At 42.2% G+C, this 24623-nt stretch carries 27 protein-coding genes and 1 pseudogene; 15 read left to right on the forward strand and 13 right to left on the reverse strand.

The features are described from left to right. Positions 1 to 123 precede the first annotated feature (123 nt). The 4 genes from V7K55_RS14210 to V7K55_RS14225 are packed head-to-tail and all read right to left on the reverse strand — an operon-like array spanning position 124 to position 3444. A complete protein-coding gene (locus tag V7K55_RS14210; RefSeq protein ID WP_334832296.1) occupies positions 124 to 489 on the reverse strand; it encodes a type II toxin-antitoxin system PemK/MazF family toxin in 366 nt (121 codons plus the stop codon). Further along, positions 482 to 820 (reverse strand): DUF2281 domain-containing protein, encoded by a 339-nt coding sequence (locus tag V7K55_RS14215; RefSeq protein ID WP_334832298.1) that lies wholly within the window; start codon positions 818 to 820, stop codon positions 482 to 484. Before V7K55_RS14215 ends, V7K55_RS14210 begins: the two co-directional genes overlap by 8 nt. A gap of 33 nt (positions 821 to 853) precedes the next feature. Next, a complete protein-coding gene (locus V7K55_RS14220; RefSeq protein ID WP_334832299.1) occupies positions 854 to 2122 on the reverse strand; it encodes a tetratricopeptide repeat protein in 1269 nt (422 codons plus the stop codon). Next, positions 2119 to 3444: an ATP-binding protein gene (locus V7K55_RS14225; protein WP_334832301.1), complete on the reverse strand. Its 1326-nt coding sequence runs from the start codon at positions 3442 to 3444 to the stop codon at positions 2119 to 2121. The genes V7K55_RS14220 and V7K55_RS14225 overlap by 4 nt, the downstream gene beginning before the upstream one ends. Before the next feature lie 141 nt (positions 3445 to 3585). Here V7K55_RS14225 and V7K55_RS14230 point away from each other — a divergent pair, with 141 nt between their 5' ends. The 3 genes from V7K55_RS14230 to rpmB all read left to right on the forward strand — a co-directional run bounded on the left by V7K55_RS14230 (position 3586) and on the right by rpmB (position 7000). Further along, positions 3586 to 4224 (forward strand): class I SAM-dependent methyltransferase, encoded by a 639-nt coding sequence (locus V7K55_RS14230; protein WP_334832303.1) that lies wholly within the window; start codon positions 3586 to 3588, stop codon positions 4222 to 4224. Positions 4225 to 4601: 377 nt separating this feature from the next. Then, positions 4602 to 6593, forward strand: a complete 1992-nt coding sequence (htpG, locus tag V7K55_RS14235; protein ID WP_334832305.1) for a molecular chaperone HtpG — start codon at positions 4602 to 4604, stop codon at positions 6591 to 6593. Positions 6594 to 6763: 170 nt separating this feature from the next. Further along, positions 6764 to 7000, forward strand: coding sequence for a 50S ribosomal protein L28 (gene rpmB / locus V7K55_RS14240; RefSeq protein WP_334832307.1), 237 nt, complete (start codon positions 6764 to 6766; stop codon positions 6998 to 7000). Positions 7001 to 7137: 137 nt separating this feature from the next. Here rpmB and V7K55_RS14245 read toward each other — a convergent pair whose 3' ends face one another. The 3 genes from V7K55_RS14245 to V7K55_RS14255 form a co-directional block, all read right to left on the reverse strand. Further along, a complete protein-coding gene (locus tag V7K55_RS14245) occupies positions 7138 to 7779 on the reverse strand; it encodes a Uma2 family endonuclease (protein ID WP_334832351.1) in 642 nt (213 codons plus the stop codon). Positions 7780 to 8091: 312 nt separating this feature from the next. Further along, positions 8092 to 9609, reverse strand: coding sequence for a M16 family metallopeptidase (locus V7K55_RS14250; RefSeq protein ID WP_334832309.1), 1518 nt, complete (start codon positions 9607 to 9609; stop codon positions 8092 to 8094). A gap of 45 nt (positions 9610 to 9654) precedes the next feature. After that, positions 9655 to 11253, reverse strand: a complete 1599-nt coding sequence (locus V7K55_RS14255) for a M16 family metallopeptidase (protein WP_334832311.1) — start codon at positions 11251 to 11253, stop codon at positions 9655 to 9657. Positions 11254 to 11402: 149 nt separating this feature from the next. Here V7K55_RS14255 and V7K55_RS14260 point away from each other — a divergent pair, with 149 nt between their 5' ends. Continuing rightward, positions 11403 to 12017: a TetR/AcrR family transcriptional regulator gene (locus V7K55_RS14260; RefSeq protein WP_334832313.1), complete on the forward strand. Its 615-nt coding sequence runs from the start codon at positions 11403 to 11405 to the stop codon at positions 12015 to 12017. 69 nt (positions 12018 to 12086) lie between these two features. Here V7K55_RS14260 and V7K55_RS14265 read toward each other — a convergent pair whose 3' ends face one another. Beyond that, positions 12087 to 12524 (reverse strand): DUF4332 domain-containing protein, encoded by a 438-nt coding sequence (locus V7K55_RS14265; RefSeq protein ID WP_334832315.1) that lies wholly within the window; start codon positions 12522 to 12524, stop codon positions 12087 to 12089. 192 nt (positions 12525 to 12716) lie between these two features. Between V7K55_RS14265 and V7K55_RS14270 the strand changes: the two genes are divergently transcribed. After that, positions 12717 to 12851: a hypothetical protein gene (locus tag V7K55_RS14270; RefSeq protein WP_334832317.1), complete on the forward strand. Its 135-nt coding sequence runs from the start codon at positions 12717 to 12719 to the stop codon at positions 12849 to 12851. A 7-nt stretch (positions 12852 to 12858) separates the two neighbouring features. Here V7K55_RS14270 and V7K55_RS14275 read toward each other — a convergent pair whose 3' ends face one another. Continuing rightward, positions 12859 to 13659 carry a PhzF family phenazine biosynthesis protein gene (locus V7K55_RS14275; RefSeq protein ID WP_334832319.1) on the reverse strand — a complete coding sequence of 267 codons (801 nt, stop codon included), beginning with the start codon at positions 13657 to 13659 and terminating at the stop codon, positions 12859 to 12861. 222 nt (positions 13660 to 13881) lie between these two features. Here V7K55_RS14275 and V7K55_RS14280 point away from each other — a divergent pair, with 222 nt between their 5' ends. Next, positions 13882 to 14106 (forward strand): hypothetical protein, encoded by a 225-nt coding sequence (locus V7K55_RS14280; protein ID WP_334832321.1) that lies wholly within the window; start codon positions 13882 to 13884, stop codon positions 14104 to 14106. Positions 14107 to 14140: 34 nt separating this feature from the next. Then, complete coding sequence (locus V7K55_RS14285; RefSeq protein WP_334832323.1) at positions 14141 to 15523, forward strand: aminopeptidase P family protein; 1383 nt, start codon at positions 14141 to 14143, stop codon at positions 15521 to 15523. A gap of 46 nt (positions 15524 to 15569) precedes the next feature. Here V7K55_RS14285 and V7K55_RS14290 read toward each other — a convergent pair whose 3' ends face one another. Then, positions 15570 to 15971, reverse strand: a complete 402-nt coding sequence (locus tag V7K55_RS14290; protein ID WP_334832325.1) for a hypothetical protein — start codon at positions 15969 to 15971, stop codon at positions 15570 to 15572. An 89-nt stretch (positions 15972 to 16060) separates the two neighbouring features. Between V7K55_RS14290 and V7K55_RS14295 the strand changes: the two genes are divergently transcribed. Next, positions 16061 to 16546: a hypothetical protein gene (locus V7K55_RS14295; protein WP_334832327.1), complete on the forward strand. Its 486-nt coding sequence runs from the start codon at positions 16061 to 16063 to the stop codon at positions 16544 to 16546. Positions 16547 to 16553: 7 nt separating this feature from the next. Here V7K55_RS14295 and V7K55_RS14300 read toward each other — a convergent pair. The 3 genes and pseudogenes from V7K55_RS14300 to V7K55_RS14310 form a co-directional block, all read right to left on the reverse strand. After that, positions 16554 to 16736 (reverse strand): annotated as a pseudogene (locus V7K55_RS14300) (DsbA family protein); the annotation flags it as partial. A gap of 59 nt (positions 16737 to 16795) precedes the next feature. After that, entirely contained in the window at positions 16796 to 17233 is a 438-nt protein-coding gene (locus tag V7K55_RS14305; RefSeq protein WP_334832355.1) for a Uma2 family endonuclease, read from the reverse strand. After that, entirely contained in the window at positions 17158 to 17472 is a 315-nt protein-coding gene (locus V7K55_RS14310; protein ID WP_334832329.1) for a hypothetical protein, read from the reverse strand. Before V7K55_RS14310 ends, V7K55_RS14305 begins: the two co-directional genes overlap by 76 nt. A gap of 164 nt (positions 17473 to 17636) precedes the next feature. Here V7K55_RS14310 and ffh point away from each other — a divergent pair, with 164 nt between their 5' ends. The 7 genes from ffh (at position 17637) to V7K55_RS14345 (ending at position 24590) form a co-directional block, all read left to right on the forward strand. Next, positions 17637 to 19103: a signal recognition particle protein gene (gene ffh / locus V7K55_RS14315; RefSeq protein WP_334832331.1), complete on the forward strand. Its 1467-nt coding sequence runs from the start codon at positions 17637 to 17639 to the stop codon at positions 19101 to 19103. A 206-nt stretch (positions 19104 to 19309) separates the two neighbouring features. After that, positions 19310 to 19573: a 30S ribosomal protein S16 gene (gene rpsP, locus V7K55_RS14320; RefSeq protein ID WP_094328165.1), complete on the forward strand. Its 264-nt coding sequence runs from the start codon at positions 19310 to 19312 to the stop codon at positions 19571 to 19573. Beyond that, on the forward strand, positions 19533 to 19970 hold the full coding sequence (locus V7K55_RS14325) for a KH domain-containing protein (protein ID WP_094328164.1): 438 nt from the start codon (positions 19533 to 19535) through the stop codon (positions 19968 to 19970). The genes rpsP and V7K55_RS14325 overlap by 41 nt, the downstream gene beginning before the upstream one ends. Positions 19971 to 20330: 360 nt before the next feature. Continuing rightward, positions 20331 to 21284: a PhoH family protein gene (locus V7K55_RS14330; RefSeq protein WP_334832334.1), complete on the forward strand. Its 954-nt coding sequence runs from the start codon at positions 20331 to 20333 to the stop codon at positions 21282 to 21284. An 81-nt stretch (positions 21285 to 21365) separates the two neighbouring features. Further along, on the forward strand, positions 21366 to 21770 hold the full coding sequence (locus V7K55_RS14335; RefSeq protein ID WP_334832336.1) for a ChuX/HutX family heme-like substrate-binding protein: 405 nt from the start codon (positions 21366 to 21368) through the stop codon (positions 21768 to 21770). A 110-nt stretch (positions 21771 to 21880) separates the two neighbouring features. Next, a complete protein-coding gene (locus V7K55_RS14340; protein ID WP_334832338.1) occupies positions 21881 to 22681 on the forward strand; it encodes a DUF6816 family protein in 801 nt (266 codons plus the stop codon). Between the two features lie 88 nt (positions 22682 to 22769). Next, complete coding sequence (locus V7K55_RS14345; protein ID WP_334832340.1) at positions 22770 to 24590, forward strand: ABC transporter ATP-binding protein; 1821 nt, start codon at positions 22770 to 22772, stop codon at positions 24588 to 24590. Positions 24591 to 24623 lie beyond the last annotated feature (33 nt).

Raw genomic sequence — 24623 nt, forward strand, 5'->3', positions numbered from 1 at the left:
TGCTAGCGATCGCCAAAATATGATTGAAAAACCTAGCCAGAAGCGTTGAAAACTATACCTGTTATTTTCGCTTTTCTGTCAATGCGTAAGTCCTAATTGTGTTTTTCTCAAAGATACTCTTTTTCAGTCGTTGGTTTCAGCAGCATAATCAATACAGATAATTAAACCATCGAGCAATTCTTGCATAACGGCTGTTGAAACTTTTCCTAAACATCGGACAAATCGCTCAGTTGTTACACTACGAACTTGTAAGACATTACCTGCTGAGTTTGAGTCTAAGCCATTTTCACTAGTTTGCTGGATAGGAATCATGAAAGGGCGATTTTGAAATTTAGATTGCCATGTTGCCACAGGGATAATAATCCGCATTGGTATGGAACTCAACATATTAGAACTAATCACAACAGCAGGGCGAGTCTTCTGAATTTCTTGTCCTCTGCTTGGATCGAGTTGCACTAGCCAAATCTCACCTTTTTTGGGATTAGTCATTCTCAGTTTCCCAGTCTTCACCATCCAGAACGGCAAACTCTGTTAATTCTGGGTCATTCAAAAAATCTTCGGCTGTGGCGGCAATAAAAGGTTCTAGTATTTTGTGGCGTTCTGCTAAAGGTAGTTGGGCAATTTCTCGGATAGATAGCCGTTGTTGCTGTTGGAGATTTGATGAGATAGTAGAATCTGAATCTTTACTGTCTAACTGGTTACGATTCCCTGTTTTTTGAACAAGAAACTCAGCAAAATCTAAAACTTCTTGTTGCTTGTCATTCGAGAGAATTCGCAGTTTATCTAATACTGCTTGTTCAATATTGATTGTTTCTGACATTTGATTTCCTTTCTTACATATAGGTTCAGTTTTTTATTGAATTAAAGCTTGAAACCGCTCATCTTCACGAAAATTATCAAAATCAGAGTTAGTTTTTGCCCTATTTTGATATTTGTCATGATTAATAGCAATTGCACGTTGCAGATTTTCAATTGTCAACTCAATAATGTCTTGTTTTGCAAAACAGCAAGCCTTATAGTAGTAAATTCCAGCGCAACATTCAGGTTGAATTTCAATAGCTTTATCATAGCTGGCAATTGCTTGTTCGTAGATACCTAAATAATAAAATGCTATACCACGATTACCCCAAATTTCAATATCTATATTATTAATTTTTAATGCTTGATCGTAAGAGGTGATTGCCTCGTAATAACGACCTAGTTTACTAAAAGATAGCCCACGATGATACCAAGCCCAGTAGTCATTAGGATGGAATGCAATAACTTTGTCATAATTAGTAATTGCTTCTTCATAGCATCCTAATTTTCGTAGTGCCTCACCTTTTTTGTACCAAGTCGGGTGGTTATCAATTTTTAACTCAATGAGTTTATTATAGCTGGTGAGCGATGCTTCATATTCATTAGCAGTAAATAATAAATTTCCTAGTTCAAATAGTAATAACGCTCTAGAAATTTTCGTTTGATGTTTTTCTGATATAAGGTCTTGAATTTCAAGCACTCTCTCTATTTTTTTCTCATGACTGAGTTTTAAATATTTATGACAACTAGATGAATCTAGTAGACGTAGTAGACGATTTGATTCTTGTTCTACTACTTCTGGCGTTGTTGGTAATTCAAATACTCCAGAACGCCAATCAAAAAAATCTGGGGCACGATGAATAAAATAGTTTATCGAAAAAGAGCGCAAAAGAAAAACAAAGGTAATTGGAAAATCATCTCTAAAGCGTTCTCGCTGTTGGTTTAAGTGATTTAAAATATGCGGGACACTGCTTAAATTACTAAATTGTCCTTCTGTAATTTCCCCAAAACTTCTTTTTTCATACTTATATAAAGAATATTCCAGACCTTTAATCAATAAAATATCAACTTGCTTGTCTTTAACAAACTCTGCCACGGGCTGATATAAATTATCAATCGACTCGACAAAGCGTAAAACTTCAACCTTCTTCTGCGGAATCTCCTGGGGAAGTTTGACAATAAAATTGTCTGCTTCTACAGGTGTACATTGGACAAAAAACAAACCAAATCCTGATTTGCGCCTCAGTGCGCGAAGCAAATCTTGATAAGCTTCTTCTGGTTCAGGCTGTAAATCATCATCCCAATCACTTAAATTTGGGTTCATGAAAGTTTCGCTACGGCTTCTTTAAATTCTGGAATTCCTTGAATTAATGGATGAATATCATACCAACGCTGCATTTCTCCATCATCATCCAAATAGCGGTATTCTAAAAGACAGCGATTATACATTAAACTCCGATATAAGTCATCATTAATAATGCGCTTAGAACAAGACACTTCCGCTAACAGACACCATTGATGATTTTCCACAGCGCGGCGATAAGTATCTCTGGCTTGAGTAATTGCTCGTCGCACCGCCTTTTCTGAAACAGGTAAATCTTCAGAACGTCCAATGGCATCTTGAGTTAACAATAGCAAATTCCTCACATGACCTCCACTCATTAAACAAAGTCTGTCTAAAGTTTGGGGACTGTCGAAAATTTCTGTTTCTAGTGATAATTCGGGTGCAATTTGCCGGACTCGCTTCTTAATTACTTCCTTAACTTTCTTGAGTCCTGGCTGATAAACTTCCCCCTTGAAAGTGTTTACCATAATCATCGGCAAAATTTGGGGGTCGCCGTAGATATCTCTGAGGTCTGTTGCCCTGGTAGAATAGACCATTGAAATCGGGACAGTGTAAATCAAATGGCAATCTAAAGCTTGGAGTTGTTCGCTACGGTCTAAAAAAACTTCTTCATAGTTGGTGCGTTCTCCGTCTTTAACTAACACCATCCGGTCTAAGTTATCGACAATTACCGCCAGTTTCTTGTAGCCATTAGGTAAGTGCTGTTTTGCATCCACTAAAAACTCATTTAATACCTGAATTAAGGTGACAGTGTGAGGATCAATTTTTTGGCGAATCTTCTGGCGTAATTCAGGAACAGCCCTTAAATTTGCAGTCAACTTGGCGAATTGAGCAAGCTGCACTTCTACAGCCATCTTCTCAAACTCTATGGGAGTCAGCGCCAAATCTTTTAAATCTACCCAACGATCTTTCAACCAGTCGAGTATCGGACGAGGACTAGCAATTCCTTTTAAATCTTTGAGCAAACGGCGGGTACAGGCGAGGAGAATATCTGTATATTGGGCATCTTCAGAATCGATATCTTCTTCATCAGCCGCAAAATACACAACATAAAATTCCCGATTTTCTAAATATTTCTTTAACCTGAGTAATTCTGTAGACTTCCCCGCACCCCGATGACCAGAATACAATTGGCAAGTATTTGTATCTGCTAATCGCATCCGATTTCCCAATTCTTGCTCAATATCCGCATCACCGCGCACATCTTGACAATCTACATATTTTGGATCACCTGCGGGTAAGGGTTCAAAGGGGTTAAAGGCATTGTAGAGTTTTGCGAGTAAGTCAGAACTATTAACCATAGGTAAAAAATATTGCAATGTTGCTCATAATAATGGAGATTATAGAAAATAAGGTGCTGTTATTTTCACTGTTTTTCGGGGAATCCTGTAGTTGTATACCCACTATATTTGTCAGTCCATCAGATTAGGTAGGCATTGTTTATGCAACTCATCACCTCCTTAGATATTAGAAATTCGGAATATTTATCAAAAAATCGGCTCATCAGTTATCACCACCAGTTGCGTCTAATTTTTTCGCTGGGTACTCAGGTAAAAAACGTTCTGGAAATTGGGATTTTTAATTCTCTGTTAACAGACATCTTGAAGAACAATGGATACAACGTCACTACTGCTGATGTCGATCCCAACCTGAAGCCAGAAATAATTTTGGATTTGACCACAGATTTTACATTACCGAAAGATAAATTTGATGCGATTGTCCTGTTTCAGGTGCTGGAACACCTTCCTTACGTCCAGTCAGAAGAAGCACTGAAAAAACTCGCACAAGCAACAAAGAAATTTTTGGTGATTTCGATTCCTTATTGCACTCAATACTTATCATTTCAGATCAAAACCTCTTTCTCAGGTAGACCAAGACATTTATTATTCAATGTGCCAAAATTTTGGAGTACAACGCCAGTATGTGACGAGCATTACTGGGAAATGGGTTTGAAAGGATATCCCAAAGAGCGGATTTTAAACTCTGTTGCGAATGCTGGGTTAACTGTGAAGCAAGAATTTATCGATCCTACTTACCCGTATCACTATTTTTTGGTGTTGGAAAAAACTAATAATACTTAGATAGTAGTCTTAACTATACGAATAATATTTGATTTTTGAACAGATACGTAGGGTGCGTTAGCGACAGCGTAACGCGCCAAATCCTTGACAATGGTGCGTTACGAACTTCGTTCTAACACACCCTACAATACTTAGACGGCAGTCTCAACTTGGCTAATTAACCTGCAAAATTGGGAGTAGGGAAATCCGAATCAAAAAATGGGGGCAAACAATGCTCAAAAAAGGTGCGCTCGCCTAAGCTATGCTTCTAAAATCCTAATTGGTATCATGTCCTTCTGTGTTCTCCGGGTTTATCCTGGAAAGCGGAGGGATAGGCTGTATTAGCCGCTATCATCATTTCAGATACTAACATCGAATAACATCGAAAATTACCAATTATGCTAGAACAAGGCACTATCAGTATTCATACTGATAATATTTTCCCGATCATTAAGAAGTCGCTCTACTCAGATCACCAAATCTTCTTGCGGGAACTGGTATCCAACGCTGTAGATGCCATCCAAAAGCTGAAAATGGTATCCCGCGCCGGAGATTACGCTGGAGAAATCGGCGAACCGGAAATTGAACTTGCCATTGACAAAGATAATAAAACCCTATCCATCTCCGATAACGGTATCGGGATGACCGCAGATGAAGTTAAGAAATATATCAATCAGGTTGCCTTCTCTAGTGCTGAAGAATTTATTCATAAATATGAAGGCAAATCAGATCAACCCATAATTGGCCACTTCGGTCTTGGTTTCTACTCTTCCTTCATGGTGGCGCAAAAGGTAGAAATTGATACCCTTTCCTATCAAGAAGGAGCGCAGGCGGTTCACTGGAGTTGCGATGGTTCCCCAGCTTTCACTTTAGAAGATTCGCCCCGGACAACTCGCGGTACTACTATTACTCTGAGTCTGCAAGGAGAAGAGGAAGAATTTTTAGAGGATGCACGAATTAAGAATCTTGTCAAGACATACTGCGACTTTTTGCCAGTACCAATTAAACTACAAGGTGAGGTATTAAATAAGCAAAAAGCACCGTGGCGAGAGTCTCCGAGTAATCTCAGTCAAGAAGATTATTTAGAGTTTTACCGCTACCTGTATCCTTTTCAGGAAGAACCTTTGTTGTGGGTGCATTTAAATACAGACTATCCTTTTATCATTAACGGGATTATGTATTTCCCCAAAATGAGGCCGGATGTAGATGTTACCAAAGGGCAGATCAAGCTATTCTGCAATCAAGTTTTTGTCAGTGACAACTGCGAAGAAATTATCCCGCAATTTCTGATGCCGATGCGGGGTGTGATTGATAGTAGCGATATTCCGCTAAATGTATCGCGGAGTGCCTTGCAAGGCGATCGCACCGTGAAGCGAATTGGTGACTACATTGCCAAAAAAGTAGGCGATCGCCTCAAAGAACTTTTCCGCGACAACCGCGAACAATATATCAGTGCTTGGAAGGATCTCGGAACCTTTGTAAAATTCGGCGTTCTCAACGACGATAAATTCAAAAAACAAATCGAAGATATTATCGTTTTCCGCACCACCGCCAAGCTGACAGAAAAAGTTGCTGCGGCTGAAACTCCAGTGGTTGAAGTGCAGTCTTCAGACGGGGATGCTTGGCAAGATGTCACTCCTTCACCCAGTGCTGAGAACTCAACACCCAGCGCTCCTTACACCACACTGAAAGAGTATCTAGAACGCAACAAAGAACGCAACGAAAATCGGGTTTTCTACAGCACTGATGAAACAACCCAATCTACATACATAGAACTGCACAAAAATCAAGGCTTGGAAGTCCTGTTTATGGACTCCTTCATCGACACCCACTTTATCAACTTCCTAGAGCGAGAATATCAGGATGTCAAGTTTACGCGGGTAGACTCAGATTTAGATAATACTCTGCTGGAACAAGATAAAGATAAGGAAATTGTCGATCCTAACACAAACAAAACCCGCAGTGAGACGATTAAAGAGTTATTTGAGAAATCACTCAACAAACCCAAACTCAACATCCGTACCGAAGCATTGAAATCAGACGATCCTCAAGGTACACCACCTGCGATCGTGCTTTTACCAGAGATTCTTCGCCGGATGCGAGAAATGAACGCCATGATGCAGCAGGGGACAGCAGAGTTTCCCGAAGATCACATTTTGCTGGTGAATACTGCTCACCCGCTAATTCAAAATCTGGCAAATCTGAACCAAGGTAGTATTATCCAAGGTGACGGACAATCGTCTACCGATCAGTTAGTGAACTTGATTTGCCAACACGTCTACGATTTAGCGCTGATGTCTCAGAAAGGATTTGACGCTGAGGGAATGAAATCTTTCGTCGAGCGATCGAATGAGGTACTCACCAAGCTGACGGAACAAGCTAGTAAATAATGGGCATTGGGTATTGGGCATTGGGCATTGGGTATTAGTTATTTATTCTTTCTCCCCCTGCGCCCTGCGCCCTTCCCCCTGCCTCTTCTCCCCACTCCCTTTTCCACTTCTGTTGTCTAAGACATAGAATGGAAAGGCTGTATTAAAATAACAATCTGGAGATAGTTGCTATGTCTCGTCGCTGTGAACTAACTGGTAAGAAGGCAAATAACGCCTTTGCTGTTTCCCACTCCCACCGCCGCACAAAACGCCTTCAGCACGCCAATCTGCAAACCAAGCGTGTTTGGTGGGCAGGCGGAAATCGCTGGGTAAAATTAAAGCTTTCTACTAAAGCAATTAAAACCCTACAATTTAAAGGGTTAGACGCAATGGCAAAAGAAGCTGGCATTAACCTGAATCATTACTAAGTAGTCTGGATTTGATAACCTGAGACTATGTACGGGAGACAGGATAAGCGGCTTTGGCCGCTGTTCATCCTGGTTCCCTACCAAAATACGACTCAAATTAGGCGGCTAACTACCCGAAATTAATTACGAATTACGAATTATTTTATCTGCGTTTGTATCCAAATACGAAAAGCTTTGAGCGTTGAATTTCTGCCTGCTGTTATACTTTGCTTGAGATATTGGGGAATCGCCTCAACTAGCTTAAATTGAGGAAAATTTAGGCTTTGCTGAGACTCTACATAATGCCCATCTTGCAAAACATTAATTTGGAGCTTTCCTTTATTAAAACGCCAAAGCTCAGGTACTTTTAAAGCTTCATAAATATTAGGATGAGTGCGAGAAGTAATATCAACTTCTAAAGCTAAATCTGGAGGGGGATCTACTGTTAAATCTAGTCGCCTCTTACCACGAATCTTAGATTCATTTTTTATATAGAAACACTGGTCAGGTTCTATACCTTGAGCCATTGCTTGATTTTTGAAAGTGCTAGAACCAAGGCTTATGAACTCAGTATTTAACTCTTCTAGAAGCGCTTTGACTAAATCACCAATAATTTCTTTATCATATTCATGTTCTGGCAGTGGAGACATAATCTCCAATATTCCCTTGTCATAAGCAATTCGTGCTGCACGGTGTTCTCCTAAATCCTCTAGAATTGTTTCCAATTCCTGCCAGGTTACATCTCGCAATAGCACTCTTTGTCCTGGTGGAACATGGATGCGCTTTAATTCCAACAACATCATCTTCACTCCCAGTAGCTTATACCTAAATTTAGCTTACTCTAGTTGATTAATTCACTGCGACATCACTATAGTTTAAAGAAAAAACCTCTGGAATCCCCAGAGGTTTTGGTTCCTGATTTAGTTTCTACTGGTTACTACAATTTGTCCTCAGTCATTTCCTGATAAAGAAGCAAATTATAGCGGTTCTCAGCTGAGTGAGGTACAAAACCCCACCCCCAACCCCCTCCCCGCAAGCGAGGAGGGGGCTATGACGTAGCTTGTATGATTAGGAAACGCTATATCTGATTTGACTAGAGACGCAATTTATGATTAATTCTTCGCCTGTGGTGGCGAACCAGGAATCGTTACATCTATTGGTGTCACCTTTGCTGCTAGCTGCGTCAATGGTGGTTGAATGGCGGCTTGATTCCCCACCACTAGAGTCACAATCTTTTCTGGCTTGAGGTATTTTCGTGCTACCCGTTGCACATCAGCAGCTGTGGTGGCGGCGACGGCTTTTTGATAGCGAAAGAGAAAATCAGCCGGATAGCCGTAATATTCGTATCGCATCAACCTTGATAAGGTTTGGCTGGGATCTTGAAAGTTGAATACAAAGGAGTTGAGTGTAGATTCTTTAGCAAAAGCCAGTTCTTTTGCTGTCACTCTTTGAGTTTGGGTACGCTTAATTTCAGCTTGTAAGGCTTTGACAAACTGCACAGTAGCATTCGATCGTGTTTGTCCGCCAGCGATAAACATGCCAGGATAATCGTAGCGGGGACTCCACTGGCCATAAACAGAGTATGCTATACCTTGGCGCGATCGCACTTCATTAAATAAGCGTCCACCAAATCCATTTAATACCCCATTTAATACATCCAGCGCGGCATAATCGGGACTGTCAAACCGTCCGCCTAAATGGCCGAGAAGCACGCTACTTTGGGTTAGTTGTGGTTGATTGACAAAAAAGACTCCACCTGTATTAGCTTGCGAAACCGATGGTAATTTTGGTTTTGCAATACCTGGATTGCGGTTCCAATCGCCAAACTTAGCTTGAATCAGCGATCGCATTTTCTGAGAGTCAAAATCTCCCACAATCCCCAAAATTATATTATTGGGGTGGAAATATTGCTGATAAAAATTGATCAAATCCTCACGCTCAACCCGATCTACTGTTGCATATTCTATCGTGCGAGAGTATGGACTATCTTTCCCATAGATCAATTTCTTAAATTCTCGACTAGCAATCCCATCTGGATTATCATTACGACGGGCAATGCCACCTTTGGCTTGAGTTTTCGCTAAGTCTAGCTTTTCTTGAGCAAAGACTGGCGATCGCAGCACCTCGGCAAACAGCCCAAACACCGTTTCTAAATCTTCACTCAACGCATCAAAGCTAGCACTACCAGAACCTTCACCAATACTAGCTTCCACAGATGCCGCTCGTTGTTCCAACATCTCATTGAGCTCATCAGCCGAATGCTGCTTAGTTCCCCCAGTTCGCATTACCGCGCCCGTAAAACTAGCTAAACCAACTTTCTCCATTGGTTCCAAGCGATTTCCTGTTCGCACAAACGCCGTACCATTCACCAACGGCAATTCATGATCCTCCATCAAATAGACAACCAAGCCATTTTGGAGAACAAACCGCTCATATTTCGGTATCTTAATCTCAGGTAGCGCTGGTAGCTGCAACTCAGTATAGTGCTTTGCCTCAGTCGTCGCCGCCAACGAAAAATTACAACTTAAAAGTAAACACGCAAAAACAGCAACCAAAGCATAAATTAACCCCTTCCCATTCTTGATTTTCAACACCATCCGCCTTTTACCCTTCATCTTGTGCCTCTTCATATTTCTCTACCTCTGCGCCCTCAGCGTCTCTGCGGTTCGTTTCTCTTATCCTTCCTTCGACAACAACTTCCCAATCGTGCGATTCCCCGGCGTAAAAGTCTCCTTCGCCACTCGCGCAATATCAGCCGTCGTCACCGCCGAAATATCATCCAACTGCTTAAACAAATTGCGCCAAGAGCCAGTTTTCACCTCATATTCCAGCAATTGTTGAGCCATCCCCATATTGGAATCGAGAGTACGTAACAAACCCGCCCGTGCTTGAGTTTTCACCCGTTCCAAATCAACCGCCGCTACAGGCTCAGTTTTTAATTTGTCAATCTCTTGGCGCAAAGCCACCGCCACTTCATCAACTGTATGACCAGGAGCCGTGAGAGCATAGAAAAATATTAAGTTTGGGTACTTATCTCCAGGAAATCCACTGTAACCTTGAGCATTTAGCGCCAAACGCTGTTTTTCTACCAAAGACTTATATAGCCGCGACGTGCGCCCATCACTTAATAAACTGCCAATAATTTCATAGACTGCATTATCTGGATGAGTAATTGCCGGACGATGATAACCTTCTAAATACCAAGGTTGAGAAGCTAGCTGTAAAGTAACTTCCCGTGTTTGTTTTTGTGGCGGTTCCACCGGGATTTGTTCAACAGCTTTGGTTTTTGCTTTATAGCGGCCAAAATAAGTTTGCGCTAGTTTTTTCACCTCAGTCGGGTTTACATCTCCGACAATTGCGATCGCTAAATTACTTGGTACATAGTGAGTATCAAAGAAATTTTGGACATCATCTGGTGTCAGATTGCGGATATCTTGGTCATAACCAATTACCGGACGCTTGTAGGGATGGACTTTATAAGCAGTATCAATAAACTTTTCCACCATTTGTCCAATCGGTGAATTCTCCACCCGCAGCCGTCGTTCTTCTAAAATGACATCTTTCTCTTTATAAAACTCACGACGAATTACCGGATCGAGAAACCGTTCCGACTCCAGCGACATCCAAAGTTCCAGCTTATTGGCAGGAAAACTGTAAAAATAACGGGTAGCTTCGGTTGAAGTATTGGCATTTAAACCTACGCCTCCCGCTTGTTCGACAATTTGGCCAAATTCGTTTTGTTTGACAAGCTTACCTGCTTGTGATTCTACTTGCTTAAACTCAGTTTCTAACCGTGCAACTTCATCTTTTTTGCCATCGGCTTTCGCTGCTTTAATTTGAGTATCTAACTGCTGCAATTTCTCTAGTAGCGGTTTTTCTGCTTTGTAGTCTTCTGTACCAATGCGCGTTGTACCTTTAAACGCCAAATGTTCCAGAAAGTGAGCTACACCGGTTTTACCATCTTGCTCATCTACACCACCCACATTTGCATAAGTAAGAAAAGAAACCACAGGCGCTTGATGTCGTTCTAAGACAAGGAATTTTAGACCATTGTCAAGGCGAAACTCCGTTAACTGTTTAATGACTCGATCCAGATAAGGTTGGATCGAACTTTGAACTGGTGGAGTTTGAGTTTTGGTTTCTTGAGGAGGTGCTGTTTGAGTTTGAGCTAGAGCAATTTCTGGTAGTAATCCCCACCAGAAGACAAGTAAAGCCAACAAAGTGACAAACAACCGCCGTAATAAATCCAAAATTGACCTCCCGATCTGGTTCATAAGCAAAAATTAGGATAAAGTTACACTACCTGAGAAACAGGATACTTAGCAAAAAGACCTTAATGTTGTATTAAGCTTGTTGAGCTTTTTTACTTGACGTTAGACAATAATGCTACAAATCGTGTTCCGCAAATTTAACCATAACTTTTATGCGAGTTTTTAATTCTTCTCCACCCTCAGAGACTCAGACGCGCACCCGGATTTTAGAGGCAGCACAACGGTTGTTTGCCTCTCAGGGATTTGACGGCACTACCACCCGTGATTTAGCACAGGCGGCAGGTGTGGCTGAAGGCACTCTATTTCGTCATTTTCCTAATAAAAAAGCAATTTTAGTAGAAGTAGCCACAAGTGGCTGGGTAGAAATTTTAACTGATTTGCTAACAGAATTAAGTGAAATGGGCAGCTATAAAGCTGTAGCTCAAGTGATGCGTCGCCGGATGTGGAACTTTCAAAAAAATGCTGATTTAATGCGCGTTTGTTTTATGGAGGTGCAGTTTCACCCCGATTTGCGCGATCGCATTCAATTAGAAGTGATTACCAAAATGACTGATGTCGGCGAAGCATTCTTTCAAACAGCGATGGATAAAGGCATCTATCGCCAAACGGACGCAAAGCTAGTTGCCAAAGTTTTCTTAGGAATGTTTGCGATCGCAGGTTTTTCTAACAACACCATCATCGAACCTGACGCTTCCCCCCAACAAATGCAGGAAATGGCTGAAGGACTCGCTGATATATTCCTCAATGGTGTTTTAGCTAAGGATTAGGGACTGGGGACTGGGGACTAAGGACTAGACAATATTCTTCCTTCATTCTTCCCAATCCCCAATCCCCAATCACTTAATTGCTTGCGCTTGCTGACTCCATTGTTGTACTAGCTCAATCGCTGGACACAAATCTCGTCTCTGCATTGTTGCTACTTGCAAGCGCATAATTTGTTGGTGCAGTCTGTGAGTGGGAGTCTGTGCCAACTGGGTTACAGAACCAATACCTGCATGGAGCAATAAACCACAATATTGTATGCCTACGCTAGGAATACGCGCCAAGTCAGCTAAAGCCATCCATTTATTTACATACTGAAGATGAATCTGTAATTTATTTGCTAACGCCAGTCGTGCCTCTAGAGTCTTTCCTTGTTTGACTAGCGCTACTGTGGTATTGATCCCACAACTTTGCAGTTGTGATTGTTCGTCATAACTCAGTCCAGGTAATTGCTCGATTGGCCAGTCACCAGATGCAAGCAGATTTCGATTATTTGTATTTTTAGTAGACATTTTAAAACTAAATATAGATTTGTTCACTCACATATACAGCAATCCTAAATCATTCGTGAACAACAAGATACTCTACTTTTTAGCGAAGTCGGGTATCTGAACCTTTGAATTTTGATGTTTTCTTCCTGCTCTCCTGTGGGAATGCTTCACATCTAAATGCAATGTACTGCAATACGATTGTTTCGATTAACAATGCCATTGCATCGACTGACAATGCGATTGTCTCGATTAACAATGCTATTGCATCGACTAACAATGTCATTGCATCGACATGTCATTGCCCAAGTTCTCGATGCTGAGTTTTTACCGGATGCGATTGATTTATAATCTAGGTTTATGCGGTAATTAACTCACCTCGCATCACAGTTACCGCTTGTCCAGCGAGAAAGACGCGATCACCTCCGTCATAGCGGACTTTTACGACTCCACCGCGCCGGGATGCTTGATAAGCCAATAACTCATCTTTGTGCAAGCGATCGCGCCAAAAGGGAGCGAGACAACAATGGGCTGAACCAGTTACCGGATCTTCATTAATACCTACCCCTGGTGCAAAAAACCGAGACACAAAATCATAATCTGAACCAAGATTAGTCAAGCTAGTAACTATAATCTTACCAAGTGGCAAGGATGAAAGTAGTTGAAAATTAGGCTTTATTTCCCGTACTAACTCTTCAGATTCTAATTCTACTAAATAGCCTAAAGAATTCAAAAAGACAGATTTATATGACACACCCAAAGCAGCCTTAAGTTCTCGCGGAGCGACTGTTTCTTTTGAGTGATTCACAGGAAAATCTAACTCAATCCACTCACCTTGTAATTTGGCAATGAGTACTCCACTTTTAGTATAAAAACGCGCAACTTCATCAGGTGATAAATGCTCCTCTGACCAAAGTACATGAGCGCTAGCTAAAGTTGCATGACCACAAAGCGGTACTTCCACCGTGGGCGTAAACCAACGCAGATTAAAGCCATCATCCTGTCTAACTAGAAAAGCTGTCTCAGATAAATTCATTTCCTGCGCCACATTCAGCATCCAGCGTTCATTTTGGCGAGTAGGCAAAACACAGACAGCAGCAGGATTACCTGCGAAAGGTCTATTGGTAAAAGCATCAACCTGAGTAATAATTTGTTCCATTAGAGTCACTTTGAAAATTAGACAGCAATATAGTTACAGCGTATTGCAGGTAAATGAAGTACACGGGTAGAGGCACAACATGTTGTGCCTCTACGATGATCTGTACCTCACCAAGTTGCTTTTGTAAGCTAAAGCGTGTGTTACACCAAATGAGAACCGCTATATACAGTACCTTATAAACTAGGAATACAATCTCCAAAAACTAAGGTCAATAACGGAAACATGAGGATAAAAATCTTCAGAATCATCTTTGCTACTATCAACTTAGCGCTAATTTCTGGAGGATTAGTTAGTTGTGTTGTTGAGACACCGCAACCATCTACTCCAACTGAGCAACCAAAACCAGTGCTACAACCTACGCAACAGCCTAACCAGGTAAAGCAGAAAGACAAAGATGGCGATCGCAAAAATGATAAAAAAGATGACGATAAAGACGATAACGACTAAATAAAAACAAAACTATACCCTTGAGTTTCTATTTATGTTTATCCAACAAACTTCTACTTCCCTCGTGGATACTTTACGCCTACGACGGCAACAACTAGCCAATCTCATTGATTTCCCCGTAATTTTGTGGTCAGGTAGCAACAGTCCCCGCAACTTTCTGGCAAATACCTTTCCATTTCGCGCTAACAGTCATTTCCTCTATTTTGCCGGACTGCCATTATCAAATGCGGCAATTCGTTTAGAAGCCGGCAAGCTAGAACTATTCATGGACGATCCGTCACCCAGCAGCGCCCTTTGGCATGGAGAAACGTCAACGCGCGAGGAAATAGCGCAGAAGATTGGGGCAGATGTGGCTCGACCAATGGCAGAATTAGAGTCTTGGCTAGAAGATGCCGTCACAGTTGCCGTACAAGATGCAGCAACATGGACGCAACAATCGCAACTATTAAATAGATGGGTTTTACCCCAAAGTCCTCCCCAAGGAATTGATTTAGACTTAGCCAAAGCGATCGCTTCTATCCGCCTCACCCACGATGCAGCGGCATTAACCGAGTTGCGAAAAGCTGCTGCTGTCACCGTTGAAGCACACAAAGCTGGTATGGCAGAAACACCTCAAGCCAAGCGAGAAGCAGAAGTTCGCGCCGCGATGGAAGGGGTAATTATTGCCCATAACATGACAACTTCCTACACGAGTATTGTCACCGTTCACGGCGAAGTTTTGCATAACGAACACTATCACCACCCTCTACAACCAGGTGACTTATTGCTTGCCGATGTTGGCGCTGAAACTGAGATGGGTTGGGCAGGTGATGTAACTCGCACGTGGCCAGTTTCGGGTAAGTTCTCATCTACCCAGAGAGATATTTATAATGTAGTGCTGGCGGCTCATGATGCTTGCATTGCCAAAATACAGCCTGGCGTAGAGTATGAAGATATTCATCTACTAGCTGCCACGGTTATAGCTGAAGGTTTAGTAGAGTTAGGTATTTTACAAGGAAATCCTCAAGATTTAGTAGAGATGGATGCCCACGCGCTGTTTTTCCCTCATGGTATCGGTCATTTACTGGGTTTAGATGTCCATGATATGGAAGACTTGGGGGATATAGCTGGATATGAAGAGGGGCGGCAAAGGAGCGATCGCTTTGGCTTAGGCTACCTGCGTTTAAATCGTCCCCTGCGTCCAGGAATGTTAGTCACAATTGAACCTGGTTTTTATCAAGTACCAGCAATTTTAAATGATGCAAATATTCGCTCCAAATATCAAAATGTAGTGAATTGGCAGCGTTTACCTGACTTTGCTGATGTGCGCGGAATCCGCATCGAAGATGATGTTTTAGTTACCCCAGAAGGTAGCGAAGTTTTAACAGCCGCATTACCAAATGATGCCGATACCATAGAAAATTTAGTCAATGGCTGAGAGTATGGACTCAGACATTCCTTGTGATGCTGCGTCCTACGTCCTACTATGATTCTTCTGATTGACCTTTAATGTAGCGCAGCACTGGATTTCGCACATCACGTTTAGCTCGTGAATCCAGCAAAATTCGTAACATAGAGGCATCGCGCTCATCGTTGGTGTTAAGCTGTTGTGCTGGATCTCGATTTACATACACTTCAGCAATTTTTACGCTATCTCCAACTACCTCAAAACGCACCTTGAAAATGCAAAGACCAGTCCAACTGCGATGCAAATATAACCAAGGAGCCTCATAGAAAATGAACCACTTATCTTCCATCTGCTCTGGAATTACTCCAGCAGTAATTCGGTCAAATTCTTCCTGTGAGTAAAGTTTTTCTACTATGATATTTGTGGATGCAGAAGGCATCGGTTCTGTTTTCCAATCATCACGTTTAGCTATTCGCATAGTAAAAATAAAACTACTCTCATACTTGTTAATTGCTACTGTAAAAATATAATATGATACCTCATCATATCTAAAACAATTGTAAACTCATGATAAAAACCCCCATAGGATTACTACTCAACGGAGTTATTGTCACCTTCGGACTATTCCCCTTATTAGCTCAAGCACAGCAGCCTGTGCGGGTTTCTGATCCCCAAGTTGCGGCAATGGTAGAAGCATTGCGACAAGCTGCACCGCAAACAAACAATCCCAATGATGGATATTACAGCCAATGGCAAGTTAAGCCAGAAACCCTCAAAGGCTGGACAAGAAATTGTTTGAAACGAGAATTAACACCAACACAATTTGAAAACAGCCCTGCGATCGCTCGTCAAGTTGTCTCTTGCATTACCCGGCGAGAGTTAACAAATCAATTTCGCGCCACTAACAATAATGAAATTGCATCTGTGCGCGGCGCAGCTTGTTGGTGGATGACTGGTAGCTATACAGGTTGTGACAAAGGTTTCACTGGTGACTATGTGCAAAAAGTTGTCCGTTTTTACCAACAACAGCGTTCAAAACCGGCGACTCGTTGAGAAAGAGTTAGGATAATTGCTTTACCTTTTCAACAACCCAATCAACGCGATCCTTTCCCCAAAATCTCTCGCCTTCCACTACCCAAGTCGGGACTCCAGGACAGCCAAACTGTTCGTATTCTGTCAAAGCTGCCACTGCTGCAAGTTTTGCTGCTTCCCTGTGGATTAACTCAAGAATGCGATCGCCATTTAACCCAACATCATCTTATTCGCTGTGACATCTGTCTAAATTAACTCGAAATTTTAATATTAAATGTGGCTTCTAACCCAGTTACGAAATTCGCTCACCAACTCTAAATAATTTTTCTCTTCAACCTGTTGTAAAAACTCAGAAATTTCTATCAGAGGCAGATGAGGAAATGCTAAACTTTGGTCAACAGCTATATATTTGTCATCTTGTAAAATATTTATACTAAAAATAGTGCCATCATAACGCCAAATCTCTGGCACACCCATATCAGCATAGACTTCAAAGCGATTTTTAGAACTGCTACTAATATCAATTTCCACTACCAAGTCTGGTGGCGGGTCTTGTTGCAAATTAATTCTTTTTTTGCCCTTGATTAACTGGATATTTCTAATGTAAAAACATTCATCTGGTTCTGCTCCACTCAGTTCTGGGCGCTTGAAAGTAGTAAAACCGGTTGGATATTGACTTCTAATTCTTCCGCTAGAGTTTCGACAAATCGACCCAAGACTTTTTTATAACTCTCATGTTCCGGTGAAGGAACCATGATTTCTAAAGTACCTCGATTGTAAGTAAGCCGGAGGCGGCGACTAGCACTAAGTTCAGTTAGCAAGTTTTCATAAGTTTGCCAACTAATACCCGATAGGTGGATGATTTCTGTGGGTTGAAGCAGTGTGTTGCTAGTCATAGCGATATGTAATGCAGGTTCTCGCTGTACAATAGCCGTTCTTGGCCTCATTGTACTTTAAGCTCAATCTTCTATAAAGCTAGGTATCTGGTTGCTACAGTCGCGGTGAAAACTACTAAGCTGGTAAATAGCACGTTTAAAATTTAGCGGAAATTCAGAATCGCACTCATCGGCGGTTCAAGATTCCCCGTTGGCGAACTACCTGTAATTACATTATGTTTGATGCTCTATCCGATCGTTTAGAATCCGCCTGGAAAAAACTGCGGGGACAGGACAAAATTTCTCAATCCAACATTCAAGACGCTTTACGGGAAGTACGCCGCGCCTTGTTGGAGGCAGATGTTAACCTCCAGGTAGTCAAAGATTTTATTAGCGAAGTTGAAGCCAAAGCCCAGGGAGCCGAGGTGGTTACTGGCGTGCGACCTGACCAACAGTTCATCAAAATTGTTCACGATGAACTGGTGGAGGTGATGGGAGAAGAAAATGTTCCCCTTGCAGAAGCCCAGGAAAAGCCTACTATTATTCTCATGGCTGGATTACAAGGTACTGGTAAAACCACAGCTACTGCTAAGTTAGCCTTACATCTGAGAAAATTAGATCGTAGCTGTTTGTTGGTAGCAACAGACGTATATCGCCCAGCCGCGATCGACCAGTTGCTGACGTTAGGTAAGCAAATTGACGTACCAGTATTTGAACTAGGAAGCGACGCAGATCCCGTAGAAATAGCTCGACAGGGTGTAGAACGCGCTAGGGCAGAAGGTGTAAACACAGTAATTATTGATACTGCTGGTCGGCTGCAAATTGACGAAGATATGATGGCGGAATTAGCCCGCATCAAGGCAACTGTCCAACCCCATGAAACTCTCTTGGTGGTGGACGCAATGACCGGTCAAGAGGCAGCAAATCTGACTCGCACCTTCCATGACCAAATCGGCATTACTGGGGCAATTCTCACCAAAATGGATGGTGATAGCCGTGGTGGTGCAGCCCTTTCAGTGCGAAAGATTTCGGGAGCGCCGATTAAGTTTGTGGGCGTGGGTGAGAAAGTTGAGGCACTACAACCCTTTTATCCCGATCGCATGGCATCCCGAATTTTGGGCATGGGCGATGTACTAACCCTGGTAGAAAAAGCCCAGGAAGAGTTTGATTTAGCCGATGCTGAGAAAATGCAGGAGAAAATCCTGTCAGCAAAGTTTGACTTTACTGACTTTCTCAAGCAGCTGCGGATGCTGAAAAATATGGGTTCTCTGGGAGGCTTCATCAAGATGATTCCAGGGATGAATAAGCTCTCAGACGATCAACTCAAGCAGGGAGAAACCCAGCTAAAGCGCTGTGAGGCGATGATTAATTCCATGACTCGCCAAGAACGCCACGACCCCGATTTATTAGCCAGTTCTCCCAGTCGGCGGCGGCGGATTGCTTCTGGCTCCGGTTATCGAGAGTCAGATGTGACTAAACTGGTGGGTGATTTCCAAAAAATGCGATCGCTCATGCAGCAAATGGGTCAAGGTGGCTTCCCTGGAATGCCGGGAATGTTCGGCGGTGGCGGCGGTATGGGCAACGCCTTCGCTGGTGCTGGAAATCGTCCCGCAGCCCCCGGATGGCGTGGCTATGGTGGCGATGCAGGCGCGAAAAAGAAAAAACCCAAAGAGAAAAAGAAAAAAGGCTTCGGCAATCTTTAATTGTTGGGCATTGGTAATTTACCAATGACAAATGACCAATGACTAATAGCAGCAAATGCTAGGCAGTGCTAAAATTAGCATTTCGACCTCAGAATTTATCAGCAGAGGAAACTAACCCTCAATTTCTTGGCAACAGCCAGATTTAGGTTACTTCCTCGCCGACTAGTTGCTAACTAATCTCTAAACAGGAGAATGATTCTTCAACCATGATCAAACTGCGCTTGAAGCGATTCGGTAAAAAACGGGAAGCAAGTTACCGGATTGTCGCCATTAACAACCTCGCTCGCCGTGATGGCCGTCCCTTAGAAGAATTGGGATTTTATAACCCCAGAACCGATGAAGTGCGATTAGACGTTCCCGGTATCGTCAAGCGACTACAACAAGGCGCTCAACCCACCGACACGGTACGTCGCATTCTAGTAAAAGCTAATGTTTTTGAACAGGTCAGTGCAACAACAGCCGCATCATAATTTCGGAACAAAATTGCCAACAGCCAGTCCCAACTATGTTGATCTGGTTCGGTTTTTGGTGCAGCCATTTTTGGAATCTCCAGAGACTTTAAGTGTCGATTGTGAAATCTCTCAAGCCCTAAACCGGGTTTGGGTTCGCATCGCCTTTGAAAGCACAGATAAAGGGAAAGTGTTTGGTCGAGGGGGACGCAATATTCAGGCGATTCGTACAGTAATTGCCGCAGCCGCAGCCGCAGCTGGGCAATCAGCATACCTGGATATCTACGGCAGTACCACTCCGGGCCGTGAAGGTATGTCTTTTGATGAAGAGACAGAAGAGCGATCGCCACCACCGACTAGAAGAGAAGTGCGTGGAAATGATGGGCCCAAACCCATTGTTAAACCCCGCCTCCGCTAGGTCAAAACTAGAGAGCAAATCTGAGCGGTTGTAGTTACCTCCGCTCAGAATTTTTGTAAAGATGGAAAGTAGCAAAAAGATTTTTGGATATTTTTTTGAACTCTTTACCAGTAGGGACGTACAGATTTACGCCCCTACGGTTGATTCATTTGTTGCAAATATTTTTCTAAAATGTAACTATAGCGGTTCTCAGTTGAGTGAGGTACAAGAACCCCACCCCCAACCCCCTCATCGCTTGCGGGGAGGGGGCTATGATGTACCTGATGTGATTAGGAAACGCTATAAAAAAGCGTAATTTCGCCTTTAGCGAGAAAATATTAACCTTTGTCAAAAATAGATCCTTACGAATTAAAAAATACTATGGCAGGTGCTTTAACAATTCAGCTGCCGAATGTTGCTAGTGCGATCGCTCTTGGGGGAGATGGAGAAGAAAATCTCAAAATCCTATCTCGCCAAACAGGAGCCACTTTAGTCTTACGCGGGCAAGAATTATTGATTTCTGGTACTGAGGGGCAAATCGATCTGGCTTCTCGATTAGTGCGATCGCTTGAAAACCTCTGGATTAAGGGCAATACTATTTCCAGTGCCGATATTTTAACAGCCCTTCAAGCCATAGATAGCGATCGGCAAGGGGAACTGCAAGATTTACAGCGAGATGTCCTTGCCAAAAATCGCCGAGGTGAAGAAGTCCGTGCTAAAACCTTCCGCCAGCGTCAATATATCGACGCACTCCGTAGGCGCGATCTCACCTTTGGGATCGGGCCTGCTGGTACTGGTAAGACTTATCTCGCCGTTGTTGTCGCCGTGCAAGCACTCCTTGCCAACCAGGTTGAAAAGCTAATTTTAACTCGTCCTGCCGTCGAAGCTGGTGAAAAACTCGGTTTTTTGCCTGGAGACTTGCAGCAGAAAGTGAATCCTTATCTTCGCCCACTTTACGATGCTATTTATGAATTCATCGACCCAGAAAAAGTACCTAGTTTAATGGAACGCGGTGTGATTGAAGTCGCACCCCTCGCCTACATGCGGGGACGCACCCTCAATAACGCTTTTATCATTGTTGATGAAGCTCAAAATACTACACCCGCTCAGATGAAAATGGTTTTGACTCGTTTGGGCTTCCGTTCGCGGATGGTGATTACAGGCGACATGACACAAACTGATTTACCACTTCACCAACAATCGGGTTTAGGAGTGGCTTTACAAATTTTAAAACACGTTGAAGGCATTGCTTTTTGCGAATTTTCCCAAAAAGATGTCGTGCGCCATCCTCTAGTTCAGCGTATTGTTGCTGCTTATGAACAATATGAAAAATAAAATAGTCATTAGTCATTGGTCATTGATCATTAGTAAAAAACTAATAAAGGACAAAGGAAAAATAACAAAGGATAATAATTTATGAGTACTACTTTGAAAGAATTTTTAGAAGCTTGTGAGACTCTAGGAACCTTGCGTTTAATTGTTACTAGCAGTGCGGCTGTATTAGAAGCACGGGGTAAGATTGAAAAGCTATTTTATGCAGAATTGCCAAAGGGTAAGTACGCAAATATGCACACCGAAAGTTTTGAATTTCACTTGAATATGGACAGAATTATTCAAGTAAAATTTGAAACTGGTGAAGCGAAGAGAGGCAATTTTACAACCTATGCTATTCGGTTTTTAGATGATAAACATGATTCTGCTTTAAGCTTATTTTTACAATGGGGTAAACCGGGAGAATATGAACCTGGTCAGGTGGAAGCTTGGGAGACTCTAAAAGAGAAGTATGGGGAAGTTTGGGAACCTTTACCAGCAGAGATTTAAATTAAAAAAATAAACTTGATTTAAGGTTCCCCATCTCCCCGACTTCTTGAAAAAGTCGGCGAGCTAAACATCAACTACGATCTAACTAAAAAATCAACAAAAAACTACTGATGCTTGTAATAAAGGTAATTTGGAGTTCTTGCTTGTTGGTTTTATTCCTAATATGGAGTGGCGAAGCTTTCGCCGGAGAGTTATCTGAACGGTTAGCAAATTTTCCCCAGTGGGAAAAATTGACTTCAGTGCAACCGGCTTCGGGTGATTTGGTTTACCCGGAATGGATGGCTGGTTCTTGGCAAGTAACGAGTACTTTGGTAGATTTAGCCGCACCTTTAGCACCAAATATAGTAACTCCAGGGTTTGAAGGTAATCGCCGCCAATTAAATCAGCCTGTGAATTTTGTAGTAAGATTTGTGAAAGAGCAACCACATCTAGCCGGATTAAAAATATTCCGTAAGACAGATTACAAGTCCCCAAATTTAGTAGCAGATAGAGCATTTAATAGTTTGAATTTGGCACGGGCTTATTTAGGGGATGAAGCAGTGTTATCAGTCAAAGTAGATCCAGATTCACCTAATCGTCAGATTACATTCTTGCGTAGCAGTCGCCAATTAGTTTCCATTGTGACTGCACGGGCTACAGAAACTATCCCTGATGGCAAATTTATCACTACAGAAGTGTTTCAACAATTATTCAAAGGCGGTTCACGCCCCTATTTAAACTCCGTAGAATCTACCACCGCTTATCATAAACTTTTAACGACTAATCCGGCGATTGAGGCAGATCAAGTTACTGCTGTCTATCTTTCACCCCAAGATCCAGATTACTTTAAAGCTGGTTCTCGACCAGTTGCTCTCTATCGCTATCGTCTAGAATTTGTCCCCGCACAAATGCTTACTACTCCAAAAAATTGATTTAGATTGATAGCCCTTGATTATTTTGTAGTATTTTTGTAGTATATAAATTCCAAGCTCACGATCGCGCTCTTGGACGGTGTGCATCATGGCCAAATTTCAAGATATTGTCAATTACTTTCGCTCTGACTGGAAGCTGAGTCTTTTTAGTATTACGATATCCAGCATTTACGAAATTATTGATTTGGTTGTTCCTTATGCGATTGGGCAGATTTTAAACGTTTTGTCTGCTCAACCTTTGGATAAACCACTTCAAAGTGCGATCGCAACTTTTTCGGACTTTACCAATTACCCAGTTAGTAAAACTCTATCTTTAGTTGTATTACTGAGTTTAATTTTTGTTGTCACAGTAGTGAAAGCACCTGTACAACCTTGGTTAACCCATTGGTTTCATTGGGGTATAACCTTAAGGATGCGTCGCCAGAAAGCCCAAACAGCTATAGAGAAAATTCTCACTCTTCCACTAGAATTTTATGATGAAAATAACCCTGGACGCATTGCTGGAAGAATAGCTAGAGGTATTTCTAACCACACTTTTACTTACCCCGAAATTGCTGGACAGTTAATTCCTAAACTAGTTCGGGTACTGGGAATTTTCGTGTTTATCTTGGTGATTGAGTGGCGAATTGCAATTTTGTATCTGATTTCCTTTGTAGTTATTCTTAGCTTTACCTTGAAGGATTTAAAGCAGCTAATTTGGCACGAAGCTATTCTGGATAAATATGGAGAGGATACTGAAAGTCGCAATTCTGAACTGATTACCAATATCAAAACGGTGAAAGCATTTTCTACAGAAGCGAATGAACTGAAGCGGCAAAAGCAACGTTTGGCTCGTGAGCTAATGGTGGTTGAGTATCGTGTCCACAAAGGTTATACGAAACTAGCTACTTGGCAGAGGACTGTAATTCAGTTTTGCGTATTTTCAATACTGGGTTTGACTTTAGCAGCAACAGTAGATGGGAGAATTTCTATCGGTCACTTTGTCATGACCTTAACTCTTTCTAGCATGGCTTATGCGGAATTAGTACCTATTAGCACTTTAGGAGAAGTTTTTGCCCGTCGTTATTCTTCGATGATCCGGTTTCACGAATTTCTCCAAGAGCCAACAGCATCTGATTCAGCTAGTCTTTTAGAAGAGAGTAACCACACAGAATCACCTTATAAATTTACTGGAAAAGTTGAGTTGTCGCACCTCAGTTTTGGATATGAGGCTAACCGTCAAGTTTTGCAAGATATTAACTTGTTGATTGAGCCATACCAAACAGTGGCATTAGTGGGGCGTTCCGGTTCTGGTAAGTCTACTTTAGTTAAATTACTGTTGCGATATTTTGAACCTCAATCAGGTCGAATTTTGATTGATGGTCAAGATATTCGCACTTTGAATGTGGGTAAGTATAGACGAAGGCTAGCGATCGTTCACCAAGAAGTAGACGTTTTCAACGGTACTATATTGGATAACCTCACTTATGGTAGGCGGGATGCCAGTTTAGAGCAGGTTAAGGAAGCCTGTAGAATTGCCAGAGTCGATGAAGTAGTGCAGCACTTACCCCAAGGTTATTACACCGTCGTGGGGGAACGAGGTGTCAGGTTATCTGGAGGACAAAGACAACGCTTAGGAATTGCTAGGGCGTTGCTAGTGGAACCAGACGTGCTGATTTTTGATGAAGCCACCTCTAGCTTAGATTATGAATCTGAGCGTTCAATTCAGCTAGCGATGCGATCGATTCAGGGTACTTGCACCACTATTGTGATTGCCCACCGTTTAAGTACAGTGCGGGAAGCAGATAAAATTGTTGTTCTAGAGCAAGGAAAGATTGTAGAAGTGGGTAGTCACGATGAACTATTGCGTCACGAGGGCATTTATCGCCGTTTACACTCTCTGCAAGAAACAGGAGAACTTCTAAGTTAGGGAACATAGACATTTTGGATTTTGGATTGATCC

It is taken from the genome of Nostoc sp. (assembly GCF_036919895.1).
GTDB lineage: Bacteria > Cyanobacteriota > Cyanobacteriia > Cyanobacteriales > Nostocaceae > Nostoc.

Coding starts and splice junctions, on each gene's coding strand:
- V7K55_RS14210 (WP_334832296.1), bottom strand. CDS start 489: ATGACTAATCCCAAAAAAGGTGAGATTTGGCTAGTGCAACTCGATCCA.
- V7K55_RS14215 (WP_334832298.1), bottom strand. CDS start 820: ATGTCAGAAACAATCAATATTGAACAAGCAGTATTAGATAAACTGCGA.
- V7K55_RS14220 (WP_334832299.1), bottom strand. CDS start 2,122: ATGAACCCAAATTTAAGTGATTGGGATGATGATTTACAGCCTGAACCA.
- V7K55_RS14225 (WP_334832301.1), bottom strand. CDS start 3,444: ATGGTTAATAGTTCTGACTTACTCGCAAAACTCTACAATGCCTTTAAC.
- V7K55_RS14230 (WP_334832303.1), top strand. CDS start 3,586: ATGCAACTCATCACCTCCTTAGATATTAGAAATTCGGAATATTTATCA.
- htpG (WP_334832305.1), top strand. CDS start 4,602: ATGCTAGAACAAGGCACTATCAGTATTCATACTGATAATATTTTCCCG.
- rpmB (WP_334832307.1), top strand. CDS start 6,764: ATGTCTCGTCGCTGTGAACTAACTGGTAAGAAGGCAAATAACGCCTTT.
- V7K55_RS14245 (WP_334832351.1), bottom strand. CDS start 7,779: ATGTTGTTGGAATTAAAGCGCATCCATGTTCCACCAGGACAAAGAGTG.
- V7K55_RS14250 (WP_334832309.1), bottom strand. CDS start 9,609: ATGAAGAGGCACAAGATGAAGGGTAAAAGGCGGATGGTGTTGAAAATC.
- V7K55_RS14255 (WP_334832311.1), bottom strand. CDS start 11,253: ATGAACCAGATCGGGAGGTCAATTTTGGATTTATTACGGCGGTTGTTT.
- V7K55_RS14260 (WP_334832313.1), top strand. CDS start 11,403: ATGCGAGTTTTTAATTCTTCTCCACCCTCAGAGACTCAGACGCGCACC.
- V7K55_RS14265 (WP_334832315.1), bottom strand. CDS start 12,524: ATGTCTACTAAAAATACAAATAATCGAAATCTGCTTGCATCTGGTGAC.
- V7K55_RS14270 (WP_334832317.1), top strand. CDS start 12,717: ATGCCATTGCATCGACTGACAATGCGATTGTCTCGATTAACAATGCTA.
- V7K55_RS14275 (WP_334832319.1), bottom strand. CDS start 13,659: ATGGAACAAATTATTACTCAGGTTGATGCTTTTACCAATAGACCTTTC.
- V7K55_RS14280 (WP_334832321.1), top strand. CDS start 13,882: ATGAGGATAAAAATCTTCAGAATCATCTTTGCTACTATCAACTTAGCG.
- V7K55_RS14285 (WP_334832323.1), top strand. CDS start 14,141: ATGTTTATCCAACAAACTTCTACTTCCCTCGTGGATACTTTACGCCTA.
- V7K55_RS14290 (WP_334832325.1), bottom strand. CDS start 15,971: ATGCGAATAGCTAAACGTGATGATTGGAAAACAGAACCGATGCCTTCT.
- V7K55_RS14295 (WP_334832327.1), top strand. CDS start 16,061: ATGATAAAAACCCCCATAGGATTACTACTCAACGGAGTTATTGTCACC.
- V7K55_RS14310 (WP_334832329.1), bottom strand. CDS start 17,472: ATGAGGCCAAGAACGGCTATTGTACAGCGAGAACCTGCATTACATATC.
- ffh (WP_334832331.1), top strand. CDS start 17,637: ATGTTTGATGCTCTATCCGATCGTTTAGAATCCGCCTGGAAAAAACTG.
- rpsP (WP_094328165.1), top strand. CDS start 19,310: ATGATCAAACTGCGCTTGAAGCGATTCGGTAAAAAACGGGAAGCAAGT.
- V7K55_RS14325 (WP_094328164.1), top strand. CDS start 19,533: ATGTTTTTGAACAGGTCAGTGCAACAACAGCCGCATCATAATTTCGGA.
- V7K55_RS14330 (WP_334832334.1), top strand. CDS start 20,331: ATGGCAGGTGCTTTAACAATTCAGCTGCCGAATGTTGCTAGTGCGATC.
- V7K55_RS14335 (WP_334832336.1), top strand. CDS start 21,366: ATGAGTACTACTTTGAAAGAATTTTTAGAAGCTTGTGAGACTCTAGGA.
- V7K55_RS14340 (WP_334832338.1), top strand. CDS start 21,881: ATGCTTGTAATAAAGGTAATTTGGAGTTCTTGCTTGTTGGTTTTATTC.
- V7K55_RS14345 (WP_334832340.1), top strand. CDS start 22,770: ATGGCCAAATTTCAAGATATTGTCAATTACTTTCGCTCTGACTGGAAG.